Raw genomic sequence first — 19,718 nt, 5'->3', positions numbered from 1 at the left:
CCGTTAAAATTAACCTTTTACCGCGCCGATTGTGACGCCGGAGATAAAGTATCTCTGCAGCCACGGATAAATGAGCAAAATCGGTACGGTTGCAAACATAACTGTTGCTGATTTAATCGTTTCAGACAGGCCTGGGCTTGAAAAGCCTTCCTGCGTAGCCACCTCAATACTGCTGACACTATTAAGTATGTTGTAAAGCAGTAATTGTATCGGGAAGTAGGTTCTATCGGACATAAACATCAATGCATCAGAGAACCCGTTCCAGCGGCCTACTGCATAGAAAAGAGCCAGCGTTGCAAGCACAGGAGCGGAAAGCGGTAGATAGATGTTGATGAGTACTCTAAGAGGTCCTGCTCCATCGAGTTCAGCGGATTCTCTAAGACTCTCCGGAATCCCGAAGAAGAAGCTGCGCATGATGATAACATTAAATACACTAATGCAGTTTGGCAGAATCAGCACCAACGGATTATTGAGCAAGTGCAGCTCTTTCAACAGCAAATAGGTTGGGATTGTGCCTGCACTAAAGTACATTGTAAAGATTATGAGTGCCGTGATAATCCTTTTCCCTTTCAGGTTGTCATAGGTAAGCGGGTATGCACACATAATAGTCATTAACATCGACCAAAGCGTGGTAATCACGGTTAGTATTGCTGTCCACAACAACGCCCATGTATATTTGGAATCTCCAAGTACCGTTGAGTAAGCATCGAAATTCAGGCCTACAGGCAGAAGAAAAACTTCATTTTTCACCAAGGAACCCGCAGAGCTTAAGGATCGTGCCAATATATTCAACAACGGCAGGAGACAAACTAAAATACACAAGAAACACATGAAAGCGATAATCCAGTCTCCGATTCTAGTCCCTTTTGATTTAATCATGTTACAGCCTCCTACCAGATGCCACGTTCGCCAAATTTTTTCGCCAAAGCGTTTGCTGCAAACAAAAATATGACGCACACAACGGATTGAAATAGACCGACGGCAGTGGTGAGAGAGAATTGCAATCCACGAATACCGTTGTTATAAACGAATATGGAAATAACGTTGGAAACTTCTGAGACAAGCTTATTGCTGAGTGCGTAAGGTCTGTCAAATTCACTGCCCAAAATGCGCCCAAGGCTTAGAATCAGCATAACAATGATCGTAGGACGAAGTCCTGGCAGCGTAATGTGCCAAATATTTCGTAAACGACTTGCTCCATCCACCGATGAGGCCTCGTACAGTTCTGGGTTGATCCCTGTAATAGCAGCCAGATAGATGATGGTATTCCAGCCGCAGCTTTGCCATATGCCCAGTAAAATATAGGTGACCACCCAATACGAAGGTTCATTCAGAAACGGAATTGATGCAAAGCCCATCTTGTTTAGCACGATGTTGATAAGCCCTGTAGTCGGAGCAAAAAGCTGTAGCGCCATACCTGAAATGATAATCCATGATAAAAAGTGCGGCATATAGACGATCGTTTGGGTGAATCGCTTAAAACGTTTGAAGGCGAGTTCATTTAAGAGAATAGCCAGAATAATAGGTGCAGGGAAGCCAAACAGTAAGTCAAGAAAGTTAAGACCGATAGTGTTTCTAAGTGAATAAAGAAAGTCGCGATTGGAAAATGCCTTAATAAAATATTCGAACCCATTCTGTCCTGCCCACTCCATCTCCGATGGGCTTTTTACAATGCTATAGTTTTTGAATGCAATTTGAATATAGGCCATGGGGATGTAACGGAAAACGAGAAAGAAGGCAATTGGGAGAACCAACATTGCATAGAGTATCCAGTAACGTTTCATATACCTGAACGATTGCCTTTTATTTGTAATTTCCATATCTGCACCACCTTACATATAAATTTTTCTTCCCTTTTCATCGTCAATTCCTGTTTTGCGATAGAAATACGTATTCACTTGATCTCGCCACTCACGAGCATTGAGAAGTTGAAGTTGAAGTCGCGCTTTCACCGAGTTAAAGGCTTCCTGTGGAACTCGGTTCTCCAGAGTCTCCCAGGTTTGTAACAATGCTTCCGCTTGCTGAGCACCCTCAAAGTGACTGTCATATATGTACTGAAGCAAGGTTCGTCCGTCTTTCATTTTGTAGTCGTACCGAACTCGATGGAAAAACAGCAATAGTTCCTCAGGACAACTTTCTATATGGTCATACATCCTTTGGAGTGACTCTGGATACTGAAGTGTAAATCCCGTTCCTTTGGAAGTTCGATCGACACCAATCGCATCAGAGCTTGCTCTGTGATAAGTCCCCCAATTGGAAAACTCATAACCGTCAACATTAGGCCCGTAGTGAGAACTTGGATTTACCATAAAGCCAATACCAAGAGGAGCTGTATAGCTCTCATAAATCCCTCTTGATGTAAGCAGCATCTCTTCTATCGTTTGGCGTCCATGCTCATCTGTTTCAAACGTAATTCGAATCCACTCACAGATCAGCTCTTTAGCAGTAAGTTCCGGATTCCAAGCCATTCTCCCGAAAGCGTACAGATTGCACTGTGCAAGGGTGTTGCCTGTCCAGTTCATGTTATTTCCTGTATTTGTAACCGCTGTCACAGCAACGATTTCTTGACCAAACAAGCTTTTCAACTGCTTCCCTTTGTTAACTTCAGTTGTCAAAATTTCTTCCCACTGTACAGCTAGGCTGAACAGGTCGATTTGCTGACCTGTGTACTCCTGAGCAATTTGAAACTCAATGGCCTCACGAGTGTTTTTAAGGTTTGAAAAAAGAGGCGATACTGGCTCTCTCGTCTGAAAATCTACTGGGCCATTTTTGATTTGAAGAATGACGTTCTGGTCAAATGTACCATCCAGTGGCTGAAAGTGCTTATAAGCCGCCATTGGACGATCGGTTTGTGCATCTCTCCAGTCCTGCTGGCAGTTATACACGAAGCAGCGCCAAAAGACCAACCCTCCAAATGGAGCGACCGCTGCGGCAATCGTATTGGCACCGTCTGCCTGAGTTCGTCCAAAGGCCTCCGGACCGCCTCTAAACTCTGAGTCCGCTTTCACCAAATAACCTAAAAAGTCTGGGATTTTATCGTATACAACTGCGGATTGAACTTTCCAAAATTCCTTTACTCCCGCATCCAGCGGATCAGAGGTTGTAAGCCCGCCTACGATCATCGGAGCGTCAAAATGTACGGATACCAATAATCGAATGCCGAAAGGTCTAAACAGTCCAGCTAGTTCTGCCATGTCAGAAAGCAGCGGTTCAGCAATCAGACCAGCGCTTACTTTGTTCACGTTCACATTGTTAATACAAATTCCGTTAATCCCGATAGAAGCCATCATTCGGGCATAATTTTTAATTCTTTCTTGATCGTAATCAAATTTATTATTATGGAAAAAGAAAGAATTACCGGCATATCCGCGTTCAATGTGCCCATCCATGTTGTCCCAATGATTAATAATTCTATAGTCCACTTTGGGTGCTGAGTGTTCTTGAATCGTTTCCATGCTTTCTCCAGTGGCAAGCCGGTTTAGGAAACGATAAACCCCATATAAGAGCGCATTCTTACTGCCGCCTGCGATTTCGAATCCATTTTCCAGTGGGGTAAGTGAAAACTCCTCATGCTCCAAGTCATTCATTTTTAATTGCAGCGTGTACTCCTCGCATTCTTGAATTTCTCCCCATAGGCGAATTAAACCTAGACGACATTCTTGATGGATAAAATCTAAATCGAAGCCTGCACGGATTCGCAAAGCTTTAGGCTCTAGACTGGATTTTGGCTGCAGCCAAGCATTGTATTCGGAATATTTTCGTAGTGTGTGATCCATGAAGCACCTCTATTAGTTAATTAAAGCGTTTTCTTAATTAAGAATTTAGCATTCAAGATATCTTTCAACAATAGTCTGAATATAGTTAACCATGCCTAATTAAAGATATTATTTGCAAAAAAAAAAGACTAGCGTAAGCTAGTCAGGTTGATTTCTGAGACAGTGTGACGGTGAATATCCTTTGATCATTTTAAATTGCTTTCGAAAATGCGACAGATCGCTATACCCGCAACGCTCTGCAGCTTCGGTTACGTTGCATTCACCATTTTGCAGCATGTCCTCTGCATGGTTAATTCTCGTTTGCGTCAAGTATTGATTGACCAGGATGCCCGTTTCATTTTTAAATAGTGCCCCAAAGTATACGGTATTGAGTCCTACGAGATTTGCAATCTCTTTTACAGTAACATTGCTCGCGTAGTTTTCAGATATATAGTTGATAGCCTTTTTCACCCGATAATCTGATCTTGCGGGATCTTTTTTTAAGAGAATCAACTCATACAATCTGTGCATAATGACAAGTAGCAGACCTCTGGTTTTTGTGTGATACCCAGTTTCCTTACGAACCCAGGCATTCGATAACTCGCGAAAGAGCCCGATGAGGTCGCTTTTAATCCCAATATGCGTCAGCAAAGGAAGAGGCAGGTCGGCTTGTTGTCCGTTCATGTCATAGAGTTTGAAGTTAGCGGAATATACGTTCATAAGGTCATCGACAATGCATCGGGCCATACGGATACTTCCGCGTGGAATGCAGAGAAGATCACCGCGTTTCACCTCGTATTGTACGCCATTAATTGTATAGATTCCTCTCCCTTCTATGACATAGGTGATGTCACAAAATGAGATTTCATTTTTGGCGATTTCCCATGTTGGCGTGCACTTTCTATATATTAAGTAGCCGATATCAGGCACTAAGAAATCATTAATTTCCACTGACAAATTGATCTCCCTCCACAAATAATATCTTTAATTTATACCCTATAACTTTAGTTCAACCATTGTCAACAAAAAATGTAAACGCTATAATTCGTTTGGAAAAAAGGGAGACCAAACCTATCATTTTCCTTACAAACTGAAATAGCCCTACGATTTCTCGTAAGGCCAATATCCATTACTGTATTTTCAAATCTAAGACAACTCCGACGGAAAATGCTTCCGTCGCATGCAGCACCAGCGGTTCCCGCTGTTTCCTCGTCAGCCCGCGAGCTTGGTGGACGAATCTGGTATTGATGTTTGGCAAACAACACGCATGGAGATAACTGGATTTACCGGAAGCGTCGACAATTTTTCGGGCATTGTCGCACATTTTTTTGCGACAAGATCCGTATCGTTTTTTTTACATCGGAAACATTGAGGAATGAGGCGTTCTGCTCTCCATCATACATTGCTTTTACTTTTACCCTACACCAAACTGCGCCGAAGATGCTATTGAATACACCAGGAACATTAGGAGTAATATTTTTTACTTGAACGACTTTCTCTTCTCTGAACTTAACGCCAAAAGACTTTAATATACTTCTGACGATCCAAAGATCGCTCGGACTTTCCGTATCGGGTGAACCCGCTACGAGCCTAAGACTATTACTGTGGTTGTGTTTTTTAATGACAGTGATAGCGGTTATATTAACACGTTGCCTCGCAACTTTGGCCAAAATACAACTTAACATACGATCTTTTGCTAAAAAGATAAATTGTGTACGGATGGAATAGTTGAACTTCAATTCAATCACCCCTATGCATATTTCTGTATTCATCATATGAAATGCTGCTAGTGATGATTGTACAAATGAATTGAAAATTTGAATGCTGCCCGTTAGCCAAACGGTAAGTCCAGATTTCAACAATTCGGGAGTAAGCCCAAAAAAAAGTTAAAACACTACTGACATACTGTTGTCAGTAGCGTTTTTTTATAATCGGTGTAAGTAAACATAAAGGAGTGGGAGATAAATGCGAAGTATTCTGGCCCAAAATGAAATGATACGGTATTGTATCATTTATTATAGAAAGGATGGTATCTCGTGAATTTTGCTTCTGTACGCATCATTACCGACGACGTGGATCGTCTCGTCAAGTTCTATGAGAAAGTCATGGGTGTTTCGGCGGAACGCCCCGCACCCGTATTTGCCGAACTCGTTCTGCCATCGTGCACCCTGGCGATCGGCCACTCCCAGACAGTGCAACTGTTCGGCGCTGGTTCCGCAGTGGCGGCTGAAAATCGCACTGTCATCCTCGAGTTCCGCGTCCACGATGTGGACGCCGAATACGAGCGCTTGAAGCCATTTGTCAACGAGTGGGTAAAGGAACCAACCACGATGCCTTGGGGGAACCGTGCTGTGCTGTTTCGCGATCCCGACGGCAATCTGGTTAACCTCTTCACGCCTGTGACCGAGGAAGCGATCAAACGGTTCAGTGGCAGGCGTTGACGGACAGTTGAAGTGAGTGAGGCCTCAATTTGGGGAGTGACAACGATTCGTATGGCCATTTTGGCCGAATGTGCCGATACCATTTCTCCGATGATAACATCGTCTTTCCCGGTATGATAATGAACCCGAATGGGGCAACACGACTACCAATGTGTATATATCTTATGGTAAAAACTACTCCAATTTGTGGTCATTATCATTTAGTATGTAAGAATTAACAAGTCAAAGGAGCAGCTACGGCTGCTCCTTTACTGTTTCTGGTCTCAGTAGAAAATAAAGTCCTAGACTGTCACTATTTCATTGAACTAACGTTTTCCGTTAACTAATGGCCTCTCAACCCTTATCTATGATAAGGTTCACCGCGATTCAGCAAAGGCAAGTTAGAAAAATAATATCCCTTTTGTCCATACTCTTAAATTATTATTGAATATTGTAATGTTAGATTCTATCAAAGAAAGGTTGCTGAGCGATGACATCATTAGAACCGATAAAATATTTGGAGACGCTGTCTGGAAAAGCCGCACATTTGTTGTCATTTAATGATGGAAACCGTTATGCGGTAAAATGTAAAAATAATTTTCACGGAACAAGGGAACTGGTAAATGAATTCGTGATCGCCAGATTAGGGCAACATCTTTCTTTGCCTGTGGTGCCATTTAAAATAGTGAATATGACAGAGCAGCAGATACAATATATACCGAAAAAGTTTTCTTCTAAATACAATCCAGGCACCCAATTTGCGAGCCTATTTATAGACAATTGCAGAGGCCTCTCGAAGGAACCTCCTCATCCGACTAAAATGGATATCAAAAATAACCAAGTATTGGCCGGAATTTTCGTATTCGACCATTGGGTGCATAACTCTGATCGTACAAAAAGCAACATTCTTTTGGAGCGGCTACCGGAAGGCAAATATGATATTCATATGATCGATCACGGTAAATGTTTTCCGGGAGGATATAAATGGAATAAAGTGACATTACAAAAGCACGATAAGTTTAAGAAGGATTCTATCGTTCATATTTGGACTGTGGGCATGCTTGAAGATCCATCGATACTCTCTTCATATATTGAACAGATCCTTGCTTTACCTGAAAACCTCATTGAAGAAGTGATTTGGGAAATTCCTGAGGATTGGGGTGTACCGATTCAAGACAAAGAGGCCCTTATTACTTATCTCATAGTACAGAAAAAAACATTTGCCGATTCGGTGTATCAATTTGCGAAAAAATATGGAAGGGGCTTAATTTCTTGACGATGGTGTTACCACGCTATACTGCCCGTGAGACCGTAATCCCGTCAGCTAAACTGTTCACCCCCTACTTGTAGAAACATGTTTGAGGCTGGTTGAGACAATGATCTCGAGTAACACGCGAAGCTATGACCCTGCAAGAAGGATTAGGGGTTGCCGCAAATTCAGTATTAGGATGGATAGAAGAATGAATCTAGTAATTGGACTGGATATAGCAAAAGTAGCGATGATCGCATGTGTGAACAAGTATTTACGCTAACTTACTTATTCGATGATGATTACTTCCTTTAACAACAATAGACTGCCGATTTGGCCGGCAGTCTATTGTTGTTAAGTGAACCCTGATCTTACTTTTACCAGGACTAAAAGTAAAAGTCTTTACAAATGAACACATATTTGCTCATTATCAACCGAGACATCGAATTTCTCCACGCTTACTTCATAAGATTTGGTGCGCATGGCTGCATCTACAATCATGCAACCTATTTCCATTGATGCCAAGGACAGCGTACGATTTCCCCTTCCCTTTCGTACTGGAAATCTCCTACCTTCGATGAGACAATGGCCGCCACTTGAGGTGCGGCTAATTTGGGTTCATCATGAATATTCAGCCATTTGATGACGGATAGGAGCTCACTATCTAATTGACGACTATAATCATCTAACGAGATATTTACCTTTGTTATTAAAGAGTTATTTTGCTTATACTGAGAGACCCGTCCTTCATTGTAATACAATAAAACAGAGTCCAGCATCGTGTAGCGATCTAAATAAGAGTCCAATGCTTTATTCATAAAAATATAATCTTCTGGTTCTAAAACTACTCCCGGATCATCTGTCTTATTCATGATAGAGATCCATTCGGATTTATTTTCTAGCCCGATTAATTCCGCAATAAATGCAGTTAATTTGTCAGTTAATAAACTTTTCGTTTGGACAATCGTATCATTTAAGTTGGTGAATGCGTTCTCTTTTAACTGTTGTGAAGCTAAGATAAATGAGAGCGTACCTGTAACTACTACAAACACAATGATGATGGGGATAAATAACCAAATAATCGTTGATTTTAATGATCGAATTACCGGCACAGAAATCCCCTTCCTTAATTCGGTTTCATTTGTAATCGCCTTAATATTTCAATTTTATGACAGAAGGATTTTATGGAGAATAAAACATCTTTATCAAAATGTTCAAGATCATTAACAGATATATATACGCTAATTAAGCGCTTAACTTACCAATCAAACATCTTGGTTTATGTCACACAGCCTTCGTTTCCGAAAACTTGACTGCCTGCTTCTGGATCTACTTTACGTTCCTTTTCGAGCAGCTTTTCATCATCTACGATAATTGCTTTGAGCACTACTATCAATTCTTAGTTCAATACAATTAATTCTACGTATCTAGGAGCTACTTGAATAGGGTGACATTATAAAGAAATAGGTATTAAAAATTGCTTTTCAATAGAAAAAACTCTAAAATTCACTATATAATAAGCCTATAAAAATAAAAATGCTAAGAATCATGCCGCATATTTTATTCAGATGTATTCTTCTAAAGGAAGTCTGCCATTGTCTAATAAAATTATTGTTGCTGCTCTTTCTTCTTCGGTATAGAAAATTATCGCTGCCCAGTATGTCGATGAGTGTAATTTCATTCCCCTCTTTGTCCGTTCCACTGGGGTCATGCAGAGTCACATCTTTCCGCGTTTTCTTCAAGGAGCGAAGATGCATCAGAATCTCGTTCTCGATACAACGCGTGGCAAAAGTCGCCAGTTTAGTGCTTATTCGGCGGGAAAGACTCGATAGCTTTGATCAGTCCGATCGTCCCGATGGAGATCAAATCTTCCAAATCTTCTCCGGTGTTATCGAATTTCTTGAGGTTGTGTACAACAAGAAACGTAAAGCCATAGCAAAATACAGTCAAACAGAACAAAGAGTTGCCACTAGGCAGCCCTTTAGAATTTTGAACAAATAGCCCTACGATTTCTCGCAAGGCTATAATCTTCTTTAGTTTTTTATTAGACTCCCAATCTAATGAACCAACCGCCCCTCCCGAAACTGTCCAACCCAGCCTGCATATTGATCCCTATTGGGCATGTGTATTAATCGAATCTATAAACGATTGTCCCGAACTGTAAAACAGCGTAATCACTTGATATGGTTACACCTCTCTCAGTGCTTCCTCCACGGAAAGCATTTTGCCCGTTCTCGAAGATACGGCTGCAGCATGCACCAAGCTTTGCGACTTCAAATAATCTCTTCCGCTAGGTCTTGGCTCTCGCTTCTCCTTCAAAGCGGCTAAAAATTCATCGATCGACAGCACGTTACCTACCCCGTCGAAGGTGTACACTTCATCGGCTTTTCCTTCCTTCATAAGCTGCACTCGGTTGCTCGTTACCGCAATCGCTCCTTCCGCACCTTCGAAACGCCAATCACCGTACCATTCGGTTAGTTTTCCCTTGGCCATCATGTTGCCGTGATAATCCACGACCGTCCCGCCGTCAAGCTCCATCCAAGCGCTAAGGTGAATCGTCGTCGTCTCCGTCCAGCTACCAGGTGGATTGCTATTCATGGCGAACACTTTCACGGCTTCCTGACCGGTAAAATAACGGATCATATCGAAATGATGAATAGTAACATCTTCCAGCAGTCCGTTTGCCAGCCGACCGAAATAAGGAACGGGTACGACATGATAACGGTCGAATTCAATGTGTACCGATGACAAATGTCCGATGACGCCGCTGTCTAAAAGCTCCTTCGCCTTGAGCACCGGAGCGAAGAAACGGTAATTCTCGGAAATCATGAACGGAATGTTTTTCAGTTCAGCCTGACCGACAATATATTGCGCGTCCGTAATATCGTTCGAAATTGGCTTCTCGCAGAGCACCGGCAGGCCATGCGAGAACGCGATCTCGTTAATCGTAGTGTGAACGTGAGGAGGTGTAACATTAATGACGAAATCGGGGCGTTCGCTGATAATCGCTTCTTCCAAAGTCAAATAAAACGGTGTTTCCGGATCAATCGTTTCCCGAAGTTGGACGTTTGATTCAACAACACATACCGTCTGCACACCCGGATGACGTCTTAATCTCTTGTACCACCCTAAACCGAAGTTTCCTAAACCAACTAGAACTGCCTTCATGATACTCATCCTCACTTATCTTTATTAAAATTGATTTTTGTTTCGTGACGGCCCTGCATGAAACCAGACGACGACGATAGGATCTTCCACGCTTGAAATGAGATGATGATCCTCTCCCGGCTCAATAATGACGACATCTCCCGTCTTAACGGGATGCATGATTAAACCTGCTTGTTCTTTGATTTCAACCTCGCCCTTGCCCTGCATGATCAGGAAAGCTTCGCAATCTTCATGTACATGATAGTCGATCCCGCCCGGCCCGTCGTTCGTATGAGCGCGTGCTCCTGGCTTCTCGAAGGCAAGTCCACCGTAAGAAATGTAATCCCCCGGCATGATGTCTTTCAAAATATGTCCTTCCATAACATCGGCGAGCTGCTGTAATCGATACGTTCTCATTTGAAACCACTCCTTATGAAATATGGTTCGATCTTTTAGGATTCTCGATAAATTCTCACTCTATGATGGCAAAGACGAACGACTCGCCTGCACCAGTCGCAAACTCAAACAATAAACCGCTCAAACTCTTAACTTCACGACCTCCCTGTACTACGGACACTTGCCGTTCCCCCCAAGGGTTGCGCATTCTGCAAATACCGCCGAGCGTGGATTCAATACTTAACGAAACGATAACACCTTTTCGGATCTCAGACGTAACTTTAAAACCTCCGTGACTCCAAAGCGAGAATTCCACATCCCACCCATCAGGGACTGTGGGGAACACGTTAATGATCGGCTCTTTGCCAGGGGTGCCGGGCCCGCTTTGACAGAGTGCAACCTGTAAGGCGTACGCCACATTTCCGAGCCTCTGTGCGCTGATGGCGTTGACACCCTCCCGTACCGTCAGCCGATTGTCGTAATATTTGATTTTCCCCGTATCTGCATAGTAGCAATATTCACGATCGGCATTCACACATTCCAGCTGCGCCACGACAGCTTGTTTAAAGCCTTCGGCCACTCCCATACCGGCTAGCATGACGGCAACGGACGACATTTCGGACACAGCCTTGCTCCAGTCACCACCCAGCATATTCTGTTGAAAGGCTAGGGTGCTTTTGCCTGTTTGGAACCAATCCAGATTTTCGCTCGCGGTCTCTAAGGAACAAAGAATAAAATCCCGCATCGGATCGTTTGCGATTTCCCGCCGATCGTCAAGCACATGACCGATCGCCCCAACCCAAACAGGCTCCTCATCTTCTTTTGTTCTAAAGACAGCCTCCGGATGATCGCTTCGCGGGAGCGGAGCCAGGTTGCGATAAAACTCATCCCACACCGGCCACATGTCTTTATCCACATCCAAAATATGGGCGGCCTTCAGCAGCACAGGCATGATCCCGTGAAGCGAAGACATTACTTGAATCGTATCTTTGCCCCCGATGTACTTCTCACCGCTAATCGTATTGTGCATATGGTATTTGCCATCATCCTCCTTTCGCAAGTGCGGATAATTACGCAGGAATTCCGCAGCCCCTTTGATCATCGGATATGCCCGTTCCTCCAGCCATACCCTGTCTTTGGTGAATTCATAATAATTCCAATAATGATAGGCGATGCCCGCTATGTTCCAAAACATATGGGTCGTGGATCCGAAAGGGCCCCAGCCCTTATCGGAATAGACCAGATCCCCGTCTACCCATGATTCATGTCCCTTCCAGTTCCAACGGCTCTCATGCGGATGCTTTTTATGTGCGTATTGCTTGAATTTTTCGGAGCGTTCCTCCCAAGGCTTATGAAGCAAGTAAAGCTCTCTCATCTCGGAGGCAATATCTTCAGGCATCTCATCCACACCGTTAAACCATACAGTTTCGGGAATATAGATCCCCTTGCTGCCCCACTGCTGCTCCGCCGCTTTGGCGCACGAATCATACATGCCCGAATACATGTTGAAATAGGGCTGCATCAACTCATAGTGACCTGTTGCCAGAACCGCATTGTAATATAACCTCAGGTTGCTCCACCATTGCATAGCTCCCCAGTGTCTAAAGTCACCGCGCGGGCTCAACAACATGCCGCCGAAGTTGGGAGCATATTTGCCGCCTCGGGAATTTGACGCCATCAGATACACATAGTACGTGTAATGCTTCTCCACCAACTCGGCGCTGCCGTCATCGCTGCTCAAACGAATGAATGATTTTTGCCAAAACTGGTTCCACCAAAGCTTATGCTCCTTCAACAAGCGCTCATAGCCCGCTTTTCTTGCTGCTTCCAATTGATTTATTGCCAACGCTGAGACGTCCACTGTTTCATCAAAGGTAGCGCTGCTTGCTATGTAGACTTCGAATCTTCCCGTTCCTGGTTTAATGCATAAGCGCATTTCCGTCTCATTCGGCTGCCCAAGTACTTTGCTCTCTCTAAAATCGGTGACCGGCCCCCTTCCGCCAAGTTCATCGTTCATCCGGATGATCCCTTCGCGGTCAGAGATTCCGACCGCGACCGCCGAGGAGCAGTAATAGCTGCCCTCCCTGAATTCCTGCTTCAAGATCATCACGTCTTTGTGCATGATGAGTTTGGAAACCGCCGTATGACTCTTCGTCGCGACTTCCGCAGGCCGGAGCATCTTCAACTTGATGTTGATGCCTTGCGGGCTTTTCCTTCCATCCTCGACCTTAAAGGCATACACATCGCTGTGGTCATAAGCAATCGCTTCGAGATCAACTCCGTTACCGTGGATGGAGGCCGTCGCATCGTATAAACTTAAATGCTGGCGAACCGTTCCGTCCTTAAACACGTCTTCCCCGTAATCCACAAAATCGATGTCGACGAAACCGCAAGCGTAGCCGTAATCCAGATGCCTTTGATTGAAGCTGTTCGTCGAGCGGTCATTGGCAAACACATCGACGCGATTTACCTGTAATTTCACAGCAGACGGGGATGTCCAAAGAAGGCTTCCCATTTTTCCGTTTCCGATCGGCAGACCGCCTTCGTTTCTTTTGACGGTGTGTTCGTAGTGTAAATCTCCGCGAGACACAAGCTCTCGATAATTCATCCCTGAATTCACGCTCCAAGTCTGTTATTTCTTGTATTTGTTGTACAGCTCAGTATATTCCTTGATAACGTCGGCGCCGCCCGACTGCTTCCATTTCTCAAGCTCTTTACCCCAGCCCGCTTCGTCGATGACGCCCATGATGAACTTGATTTTCGCGTCGTCGATGATTTTCTTATTCGTCGACAGCTTTTTCTTACTATCATCGCTTAGGATGAGTCCGTACGATGCGTCCGCAACGCCGTACTGCTTGATTTCCGCAAGTGCATCCATCGCCTCTTTCGCAAGCGGCGTTCCGTTGTTGATCAGGACCGAACGCATGGCGAGGTGTTGGATCGGCACGACTTCCTTGTTGTATTTGGTGTCGTCCAAAATCTTCTGTACACCGTTCTCATCCTTGTAATGAACCCCATCAATGCCGAGCAGGACCGTTTTCACTAACTTGTCGTCGGCCATCTTGTCAAAGAAGCTCAAAATCTTCTTCAAATCCACTTCCGTCTTGACGCTCGACTTCGGAAACATATACATGCCCAGGTACCCGCTGCCCTTGGCAACCCGCTTTTGACCGATCGTGGATACTAGCGCCGGGATGAAGTGAACGTCTGCGCCCGGCAGCGTCTTGCCAAGGCCGACGAACGTTTCGCCTCGGTAAGCTTCGACGATGTTTCCTCGGATGCCGATTTTCCCGTTGGTCCAATCCTCCGATACTTTGGCGCCCGGCACTGTGGCAAAGTCCTGGTTGAGGATCTTCTCGTCGTATAGCTTTTTCATGAATTTCAAATAGTCCACATATTCTTTGGACATGAAATCGGGAACCATCTGGTTATTGATATACCCCCAGCCATACGGCGCACCGAACAGGAGCGGAAACGTATAGGTGCCTAAATCTTTATTTTCGGTGATGCCCCAAGTGTCCTTCTTCCCGTTTCCATCCGGGTCATTCAACGTAAATGCTTTTAGCACATTATAATAATCATCCACGGTTTTAGGCAGCTCTTTAACCCCTGCTTTATCCAGCCAATCTTTCCGGTAATACATGACGATCCTTTCCGGGTAACGACCCCGATAAAGACCATATATTTTTCCGTTGATCCGGGTATTGTTCAGTGTATCTTTATCTAGTTTGCTTAGGTTCGGATAGTCCTTCAAATAGGGCTCGACATCCCAGAAGAACCCGCTCTGTGCAGCGCTTACGATGACCGTATCCTGCGGATTGACAACAAGCATCGCCTGCGGCAGGTCCCCGGATGCCATCGATACGTTCAATTTATCCGTATAATTGGAGTTCAGCACCCATGTGATATCGAGCTTCGTATTCGTCTGCTGTTCGATGTATTTCACAATGGGGTTGTCCGCTGTCGGGGGCTCTGCCGTTTCAAATTGGCTCATCATTTTGATTCGAAACGGCGCTATTTGATCCGTACCGACCGCGGACGGATTGCTGTTACTTCCGGAACATCCGGCCAATGCCGCGATAAGCAGCATCGACACCGCAGGTGCCATTCTCTTAAACCCTTTTCTCATAAAGCATGACCTCCATATTTTTATTGAATGGTTTTCCGCTCCCGAGCCGTCTTTCCTACTCTTTTACGGACCCGAGCAGCACGCCTTTCGCAAAATGCCGTTGCAAGAAAGGATATACAAGCAGAATGGGAACTGTAGATACGACTGTAACGCCCATTTGGATCGTTTTCCCGGGCGGAATCACCCCCTCGAAGTTGTTTGCGGAATCACCAATGCCGGTTTGTGACAAAAGGACAATTTGACGCAGCCATACCTGGATCGGAAACTTGCTTGCATCATTAATATAGAGAAGAGCGTTTAGAAATTGATTCCAATGCCCGACTGCATAAAACAGCGTTAATGTCGCAATCGCCGGCATCGACAGCGGAATCACGATCATGAACAAGATCTGTGGATCGCTAGCGCCGTCGATTCGGGACGAATCCTCCAGTTCATCCGGCAGCTGAGCGAAAAAGTTTTTCAATATGATCAGATAAAAGGCGCTGATGGCCCCAGGAAGCAGAAGTGCCCCGTAAGTGTCGAGCAATCCTAGATTTTTCACGACCAAATAGGTCGGAATCATACCTCCGCTGAACAACATGGAGAAAATGACCATCAGCATGACAGGCTTGCGTATCCGCAGCCGTTTATTGGCCAAAGGAAACGCCATCAAGGCGGTAAGCACAATGTTAATGGCCGTTCCCGCAACCGTGATGAAAATCGTGACCCATAACGAGTGCGGAATCGTATTCGTGCTGAAAATGTACCGGTAAGCGGCGAGTGAAAACGTCTCCGGGATGATCACAAAGCTTTTCTGGAGAGCTTCCTTGGGAGCTGCGAACGAGCCGGTCACGTTGAGCAGAAACGGAACGACAGTAATCACGGCCATCAGAAATAAAAGAAAATAATTAACGCTATCGAACAGCTTACTGCCCCATGATCTGTGCATATCTATGCCCTGACCTCCTTTCCTGTTAGCTTAGTAGATGCCTTCTTCCCCGAATTTTTTGGCCAGCCGGTTTGTGAGTAAAACCAAAACGAGTCCGATCACTGACTTGAACATGCCAACCGCCGCGCTGAAGCCGAATTGGCCGCCTAAGATCCCCACCGTGTATACGTAGGTGTCAAACACCTCCCCGACTTCTCGGTTGAGCGTATTCAGCATCAGATAGATTTGCTCGAAGCCGGTATCGAGAAACGATCCCAGCCGCAGAATCAACAGGATGACGATTGTGCTTCGAATCGAAGGCAGTGTAATGTGATAAAGCTGCCGCCAGCGGTTCGCCCCATCCATACGGGCCGCCTCATAAAGTTGAGGATTGACACCAGCCAGCGCCGCCATAAAGATAATCGTTCCCCATCCCGTCTCTTTCCATATGACTTCCAGGGTGACCATCGGTCTAAACCAACGGGTGCTGTCCAGAAAATGTACTTTCTGGAATCCCAGAGACTGCAAGATTTCATTAACAATACCGTTCTCGATCGTAAAGAAAAAATAGAAAAAGCTAACAACGATTACCCACGACAGAAAATGTGGAACGTAAACCAGCAAAACGACAAACTTCTTGAACACTTCATGCCGGACTTCATTGAGCATTAGCGCGATAATGATAGGCAATGGAAAAAACAGAAAAATGTTGTACGCCGCGAGAATCGCGGTATTTCGCAGTAGCATCCAGAAATCAGGGCTACTGAACAAAGCATGAAAATGTGCGAGGCCCACCCACTCGCTTTTGGAGATTCCAAGGAACGGCATATAGTTCTGAAAAGCAATCACCAGCCCCCACATGGGAAGATAGCGGAAAATCAGAAAATATATTACACCCGGCAGCAGCATGAGATATAACCAATAGTCCCTTTTTACTTCTTTTAAAAACTTGCTCCTAACCCCTTCCGTTTGGGCGACGTTAGGATGGTGATGGTTCTCCGCCACTTCTGTCAACGCTTTCAATTTGATTCCTCCCATCTCGTGTTTGATAAGGCTAAGGTACAAGAAGGGGAGGCAGATTGTAAATAATCCACACCGCAGTACTCTATTGATCATTCCGTTTTCCTGGTTTTCGCGGATAATCTCGAGCACAGTAACGAACTGATTACCCAAAAAGTGACGACTGCCTTCGAAGTTAAATCCGATTACTTTTGGGGGAGCACCCTCATAGCCAAAAAACGCGCATCCCACGTGCTCTTTCGAGAGCGATCGGCCTGCGCTGTCCAAGGTATTTTATTCGTTATGCTTCACCAAATGATCTCGGTACTGTTTAGGCGTAATGCCTTCCATCTTCTTAAAATAACGAATAAAATTTTGCGAATTGCTGAATCGCAGTTTTTCGGCGATCTCCTGAATTTGATCATCGGTCTCCGCCAGAAGTTTTCTCGCCATATTTAACCTATAATGGGATAAATAATCGCTAAAGCTGCTTCCCATTTCTTTTCGGAATATTTGCCCCAAATAGTTCGGGTTATAATGAAGACGGGAAGCGCAGGCTTCCAACGTCAACTCAGAATCGTATTCATCATGGATGTTTTGAATCAGTGTTTTAATGATATTCCTCTGCTGGGATTCGCTGCGAGCCAACATTTCCTTCAATATCGGTTCCACGACATGATCGTATATCCAAGTCTCCATTTCTTGGACGGACGTCTGCAGCAGTTGATCCAGCTTCTGAAAAATCGGTTTTTCTTTAAACAACGAGATGAACATTTCATCTGATTGATGCGAAATCTTGATCAAATCCATCAGCAACAGAAAAATATACATGGAACAATATCGATAGCCATAGTGACCCGAACACATTTCCGCAATGATATTATGAAGTGTGCGCTTAGCTTGCTCCACGTCAGCGAATTTGATCGCATCGATTAATTCTTTCACCATAAAACCGGGGTATTTACCGGTATTGCCCGATTCGTTCACATCAAAATCGGAAGCATACAGGATGGCTTCCCTGCCCTGGGTAAACCTTGATTTTAACGCATCCGCTGCCTCGCCATATGCAGTAAAAGCATCTACCGGCTGGTTGAACGGACGGCTGATCCCAATGCTTACTTGAAGACGCAAATACTGTTTGACAACCTGCTGGATAGAACGAGACAGTACATATAGTTCCTCCTTAAAAGCGTCAACATTTTGAAACTCAGTGCCAAGCAGAACGACTTGCATGTGATTCATAATGACCGGATTTAGGACTAACGACTCCGAGGCGGTTTCGCCCAACATATTTTTTATGGCAAATAATAAAAGATCGCGATCCGTATCCGTATAACCGGTATCTGTTAATGTGTCGATCTGCACTGTAAGTACACAAAAATGATTCCAGTCCACATCAGGCCCGAGGTTACTTGCAATTTCCTGAGGCCTCACTTCACCTTGAAACAATTTATATGCGAAAAAATCGATCAGCTGATTCTTTTGAATATGTAACTGGCCTCTGAGTTTCTGGCTGTCCTGAAAAAAAGCATGCATGCGATTATTTATATAATCCATTTCGTTGCTTTGCGACTGGACATTCAATTTATCTGAGGAGTTGAACGCGACCATATGGTACAGCCGTTTGATAGGCGAGTATAGTCTTCGGGTACCGTAAAAGGAAAACACGAAAAACACGCTAATCACAACAAAACCTGTGATAAAAATAAACAGACCGATGAACCGGGAGTTTTGCTCGGCCTCTAGGGTCGATACCATCGATAAATAGGTCCATTTGTATTTCTCTGAATGCCGAAAAGTGAACGAATATTTGGATCCATTGATCCTGGTTAAGAAATTACCTTGGGGGAATTGCATCACTTGCGATTGAGTCATTTGGGCAATCTGGTTCACATCTTGATCGCGAAGGTCATACTGCGTTATGTTCCGAATCACGCTGCCCTTGTCGTCAATCATCGTCATTTGACCTAAGTCTTTGTTCGCCATCAACTCACGAAACGAATCGATGCTCGAAATCTTTGTTCTCACGATTCCCTGGAATCGGTCAAATGCTGAAAAGGGCACCTTCAATGTGTACTGAAAAAAATCAGAATCAATCGTTTTACTCCATGTTGAACCTGAGGCGACTTGCCTAAGCTGATTCAATTCTTCACCGGTATATACCTCGGTTATCGGAAGTACCCCGCCATTTCGTAAAACCCACCCTTTTTCTAAATTGATAATTTCCAGACTGTTGATGATCGAGGAATGCGAATATAAAGAGCTAATCTCTCCTACCATATTTTTAACTTTTACATAATTGTCATAGTTGTTCATCGTAAGGTTATCGTTCAATATACTTGTAAAGCTCGGAAGCAAAGTAAATTGGATGATGGCGCTTTCAACGGATTGAAACGAATTTTCCAACTGGAGCTGGGTCTGAAGGAGAAGCTGTGCATTTATTTTATCGATCTTCTCGTTCATTAAGCCGGATGTTTTATAATAGGCAATGTAACCGAGAAACGAAACGGCAATGATGACCAGTACGATGTTGAAGAATAGCATCTTTACGAAGTAACTTGTCCTTCGCATGATCATCCCCCTTTTCGAAATAACATTCACATTGTAAGAATCAATGGATGACGAGACATTGCAGCGTATCAATCCAACCTAGCATTTGACTTGACTAATCGGGATATAAATGAAATAATATTTTATGAAAAATCGATACGTTTTA

General features: G+C 44.3%; 15 protein-coding genes and 1 pseudogene. 2 read left to right on the top strand and 14 right to left on the bottom strand.

Translation table 11 applies throughout. The features are described 5' to 3' along the window. Positions 1–9: 9 nt before the first annotated feature. From ACSQ8O_RS13390 to ACSQ8O_RS13370, 5 genes are all read right to left on the bottom strand, one after another. Positions 10–879 carry a carbohydrate ABC transporter permease gene (locus tag ACSQ8O_RS13390; RefSeq protein WP_056619271.1) on the bottom strand — a complete coding sequence of 290 codons (870 nt, stop codon included), beginning with the start codon at positions 877–879 and terminating at the stop codon, positions 10–12. Positions 880–890: 11 nt separating this feature from the next. Then, positions 891–1,820 carry an ABC transporter permease gene (locus ACSQ8O_RS13385; protein ID WP_436242055.1) on the bottom strand — a complete coding sequence of 310 codons (930 nt, stop codon included), beginning with the start codon at positions 1,818–1,820 and terminating at the stop codon, positions 891–893. 12 nt (positions 1,821–1,832) lie between these two features. Then, a complete protein-coding gene (locus ACSQ8O_RS13380; RefSeq protein ID WP_436242054.1) occupies positions 1,833–3,776 on the bottom strand; it encodes an alpha-glucuronidase in 1,944 nt (647 codons plus the stop codon). A 138-nt stretch (positions 3,777–3,914) separates the two neighbouring features. Beyond that, positions 3,915–4,706, bottom strand: coding sequence for an AraC family transcriptional regulator (locus ACSQ8O_RS13375; RefSeq protein WP_436242053.1), 792 nt, complete (start codon positions 4,704–4,706; stop codon positions 3,915–3,917). A 332-nt stretch (positions 4,707–5,038) separates the two neighbouring features. Then, positions 5,039–5,530 (bottom strand): hypothetical protein, encoded by a 492-nt coding sequence (locus ACSQ8O_RS13370; RefSeq protein WP_436242052.1) that lies wholly within the window; start codon positions 5,528–5,530, stop codon positions 5,039–5,041. 261 nt (positions 5,531–5,791) lie between these two features. On the opposite strand from ACSQ8O_RS13370, the gene ACSQ8O_RS13365 reads away from it, so the two are divergent. Next, the gene (locus tag ACSQ8O_RS13365) at positions 5,792–6,196 is read left to right on the top strand and encodes a VOC family protein (protein WP_436242051.1); all 405 of its coding nucleotides are present in this window, start codon (positions 5,792–5,794) and stop codon (positions 6,194–6,196) included. A 469-nt stretch (positions 6,197–6,665) separates the two neighbouring features. Then, on the top strand, positions 6,666–7,451 hold the full coding sequence (locus ACSQ8O_RS13360) for a HipA family kinase (RefSeq protein ID WP_436242050.1): 786 nt from the start codon (positions 6,666–6,668) through the stop codon (positions 7,449–7,451). 479 nt (positions 7,452–7,930) lie between these two features. On the opposite strand, the gene ACSQ8O_RS13355 is transcribed toward ACSQ8O_RS13360, so the two are convergent. The 9 genes and pseudogenes from ACSQ8O_RS13355 to ACSQ8O_RS13315 all read right to left on the bottom strand — a co-directional run bounded on the left by ACSQ8O_RS13355 (position 7,931) and on the right by ACSQ8O_RS13315 (position 19,573). Then, a complete protein-coding gene (locus ACSQ8O_RS13355; protein WP_436242049.1) occupies positions 7,931–8,536 on the bottom strand; it encodes a hypothetical protein in 606 nt (201 codons plus the stop codon). Between the two features lie 534 nt (positions 8,537–9,070). Continuing rightward, a pseudogene (locus ACSQ8O_RS13350) lies at positions 9,071–9,344 on the bottom strand (sigma factor); the annotation flags it as partial. Between the two features lie 267 nt (positions 9,345–9,611). Beyond that, positions 9,612–10,592: a Gfo/Idh/MocA family protein gene (locus ACSQ8O_RS13345; protein WP_436242048.1), complete on the bottom strand. Its 981-nt coding sequence runs from the start codon at positions 10,590–10,592 to the stop codon at positions 9,612–9,614. A gap of 24 nt (positions 10,593–10,616) precedes the next feature. Then, a complete protein-coding gene (locus ACSQ8O_RS13340) occupies positions 10,617–10,988 on the bottom strand; it encodes a cupin domain-containing protein (RefSeq protein ID WP_436242047.1) in 372 nt (123 codons plus the stop codon). A 55-nt stretch (positions 10,989–11,043) separates the two neighbouring features. Next, a complete protein-coding gene (locus tag ACSQ8O_RS13335; RefSeq protein ID WP_436242046.1) occupies positions 11,044–13,587 on the bottom strand; it encodes a glycosyl hydrolase family 95 catalytic domain-containing protein in 2,544 nt (847 codons plus the stop codon). A 12-nt stretch (positions 13,588–13,599) separates the two neighbouring features. Then, complete coding sequence (locus tag ACSQ8O_RS13330) at positions 13,600–15,096, bottom strand: extracellular solute-binding protein (RefSeq protein ID WP_436242045.1); 1,497 nt, start codon at positions 15,094–15,096, stop codon at positions 13,600–13,602. A 55-nt stretch (positions 15,097–15,151) separates the two neighbouring features. Beyond that, entirely contained in the window at positions 15,152–16,024 is an 873-nt protein-coding gene (locus ACSQ8O_RS13325; RefSeq protein ID WP_436242044.1) for a carbohydrate ABC transporter permease, read from the bottom strand. Between the two features lie 30 nt (positions 16,025–16,054). After that, positions 16,055–16,912 (bottom strand): ABC transporter permease, encoded by an 858-nt coding sequence (locus tag ACSQ8O_RS13320; protein ID WP_436242928.1) that lies wholly within the window; start codon positions 16,910–16,912, stop codon positions 16,055–16,057. A gap of 384 nt (positions 16,913–17,296) precedes the next feature. After that, positions 17,297–19,573 carry a helix-turn-helix domain-containing protein gene (locus tag ACSQ8O_RS13315; protein WP_436242043.1) on the bottom strand — a complete coding sequence of 759 codons (2,277 nt, stop codon included), beginning with the start codon at positions 19,571–19,573 and terminating at the stop codon, positions 17,297–17,299. Positions 19,574–19,718: the final 145 nt, after the last annotated feature.

The sequence above is a fragment of the Paenibacillus sp. LjRoot56 genome (assembly GCF_964253335.1).
Lineage (GTDB): Bacteria > Bacillota > Bacilli > Paenibacillales > NBRC-103111 > Paenibacillus_E > Paenibacillus_E allorhizoplanae.
This window is presented reverse-complemented; position numbering and strand designations above follow the sequence as displayed.

Bases quoted from the DNA above. Each gene is read 5' to 3' on its own strand.
- ACSQ8O_RS13390 (WP_056619271.1), bottom strand. From the start codon at position 879: ATGATTAAATCAAAAGGGACTAGAATCGGAGACTGGATTATCGCTTTC.
- ACSQ8O_RS13385 (WP_436242055.1), bottom strand. From the start codon at position 1,820: ATGGAAATTACAAATAAAAGGCAATCGTTCAGGTATATGAAACGTTAC.
- ACSQ8O_RS13380 (WP_436242054.1), bottom strand. From the start codon at position 3,776: ATGGATCACACACTACGAAAATATTCCGAATACAATGCTTGGCTGCAG.
- ACSQ8O_RS13370 (WP_436242052.1), bottom strand. From the start codon at position 5,530: ATGATGAATACAGAAATATGCATAGGGGTGATTGAATTGAAGTTCAAC.
- ACSQ8O_RS13360 (WP_436242050.1), top strand. From the start codon at position 6,666: ATGACATCATTAGAACCGATAAAATATTTGGAGACGCTGTCTGGAAAA.
- ACSQ8O_RS13345 (WP_436242048.1), bottom strand. From the start codon at position 10,592: ATGAAGGCAGTTCTAGTTGGTTTAGGAAACTTCGGTTTAGGGTGGTAC.
- ACSQ8O_RS13340 (WP_436242047.1), bottom strand. From the start codon at position 10,988: ATGAGAACGTATCGATTACAGCAGCTCGCCGATGTTATGGAAGGACAT.
- ACSQ8O_RS13330 (WP_436242045.1), bottom strand. From the start codon at position 15,096: ATGAGAAAAGGGTTTAAGAGAATGGCACCTGCGGTGTCGATGCTGCTT.
- ACSQ8O_RS13325 (WP_436242044.1), bottom strand. From the start codon at position 16,024: ATGCACAGATCATGGGGCAGTAAGCTGTTCGATAGCGTTAATTATTTT.
- ACSQ8O_RS13320 (WP_436242928.1), bottom strand. From the start codon at position 16,912: ATGCTGCTGCCGGGTGTAATATATTTTCTGATTTTCCGCTATCTTCCC.
- ACSQ8O_RS13315 (WP_436242043.1), bottom strand. From the start codon at position 19,573: ATGCGAAGGACAAGTTACTTCGTAAAGATGCTATTCTTCAACATCGTA.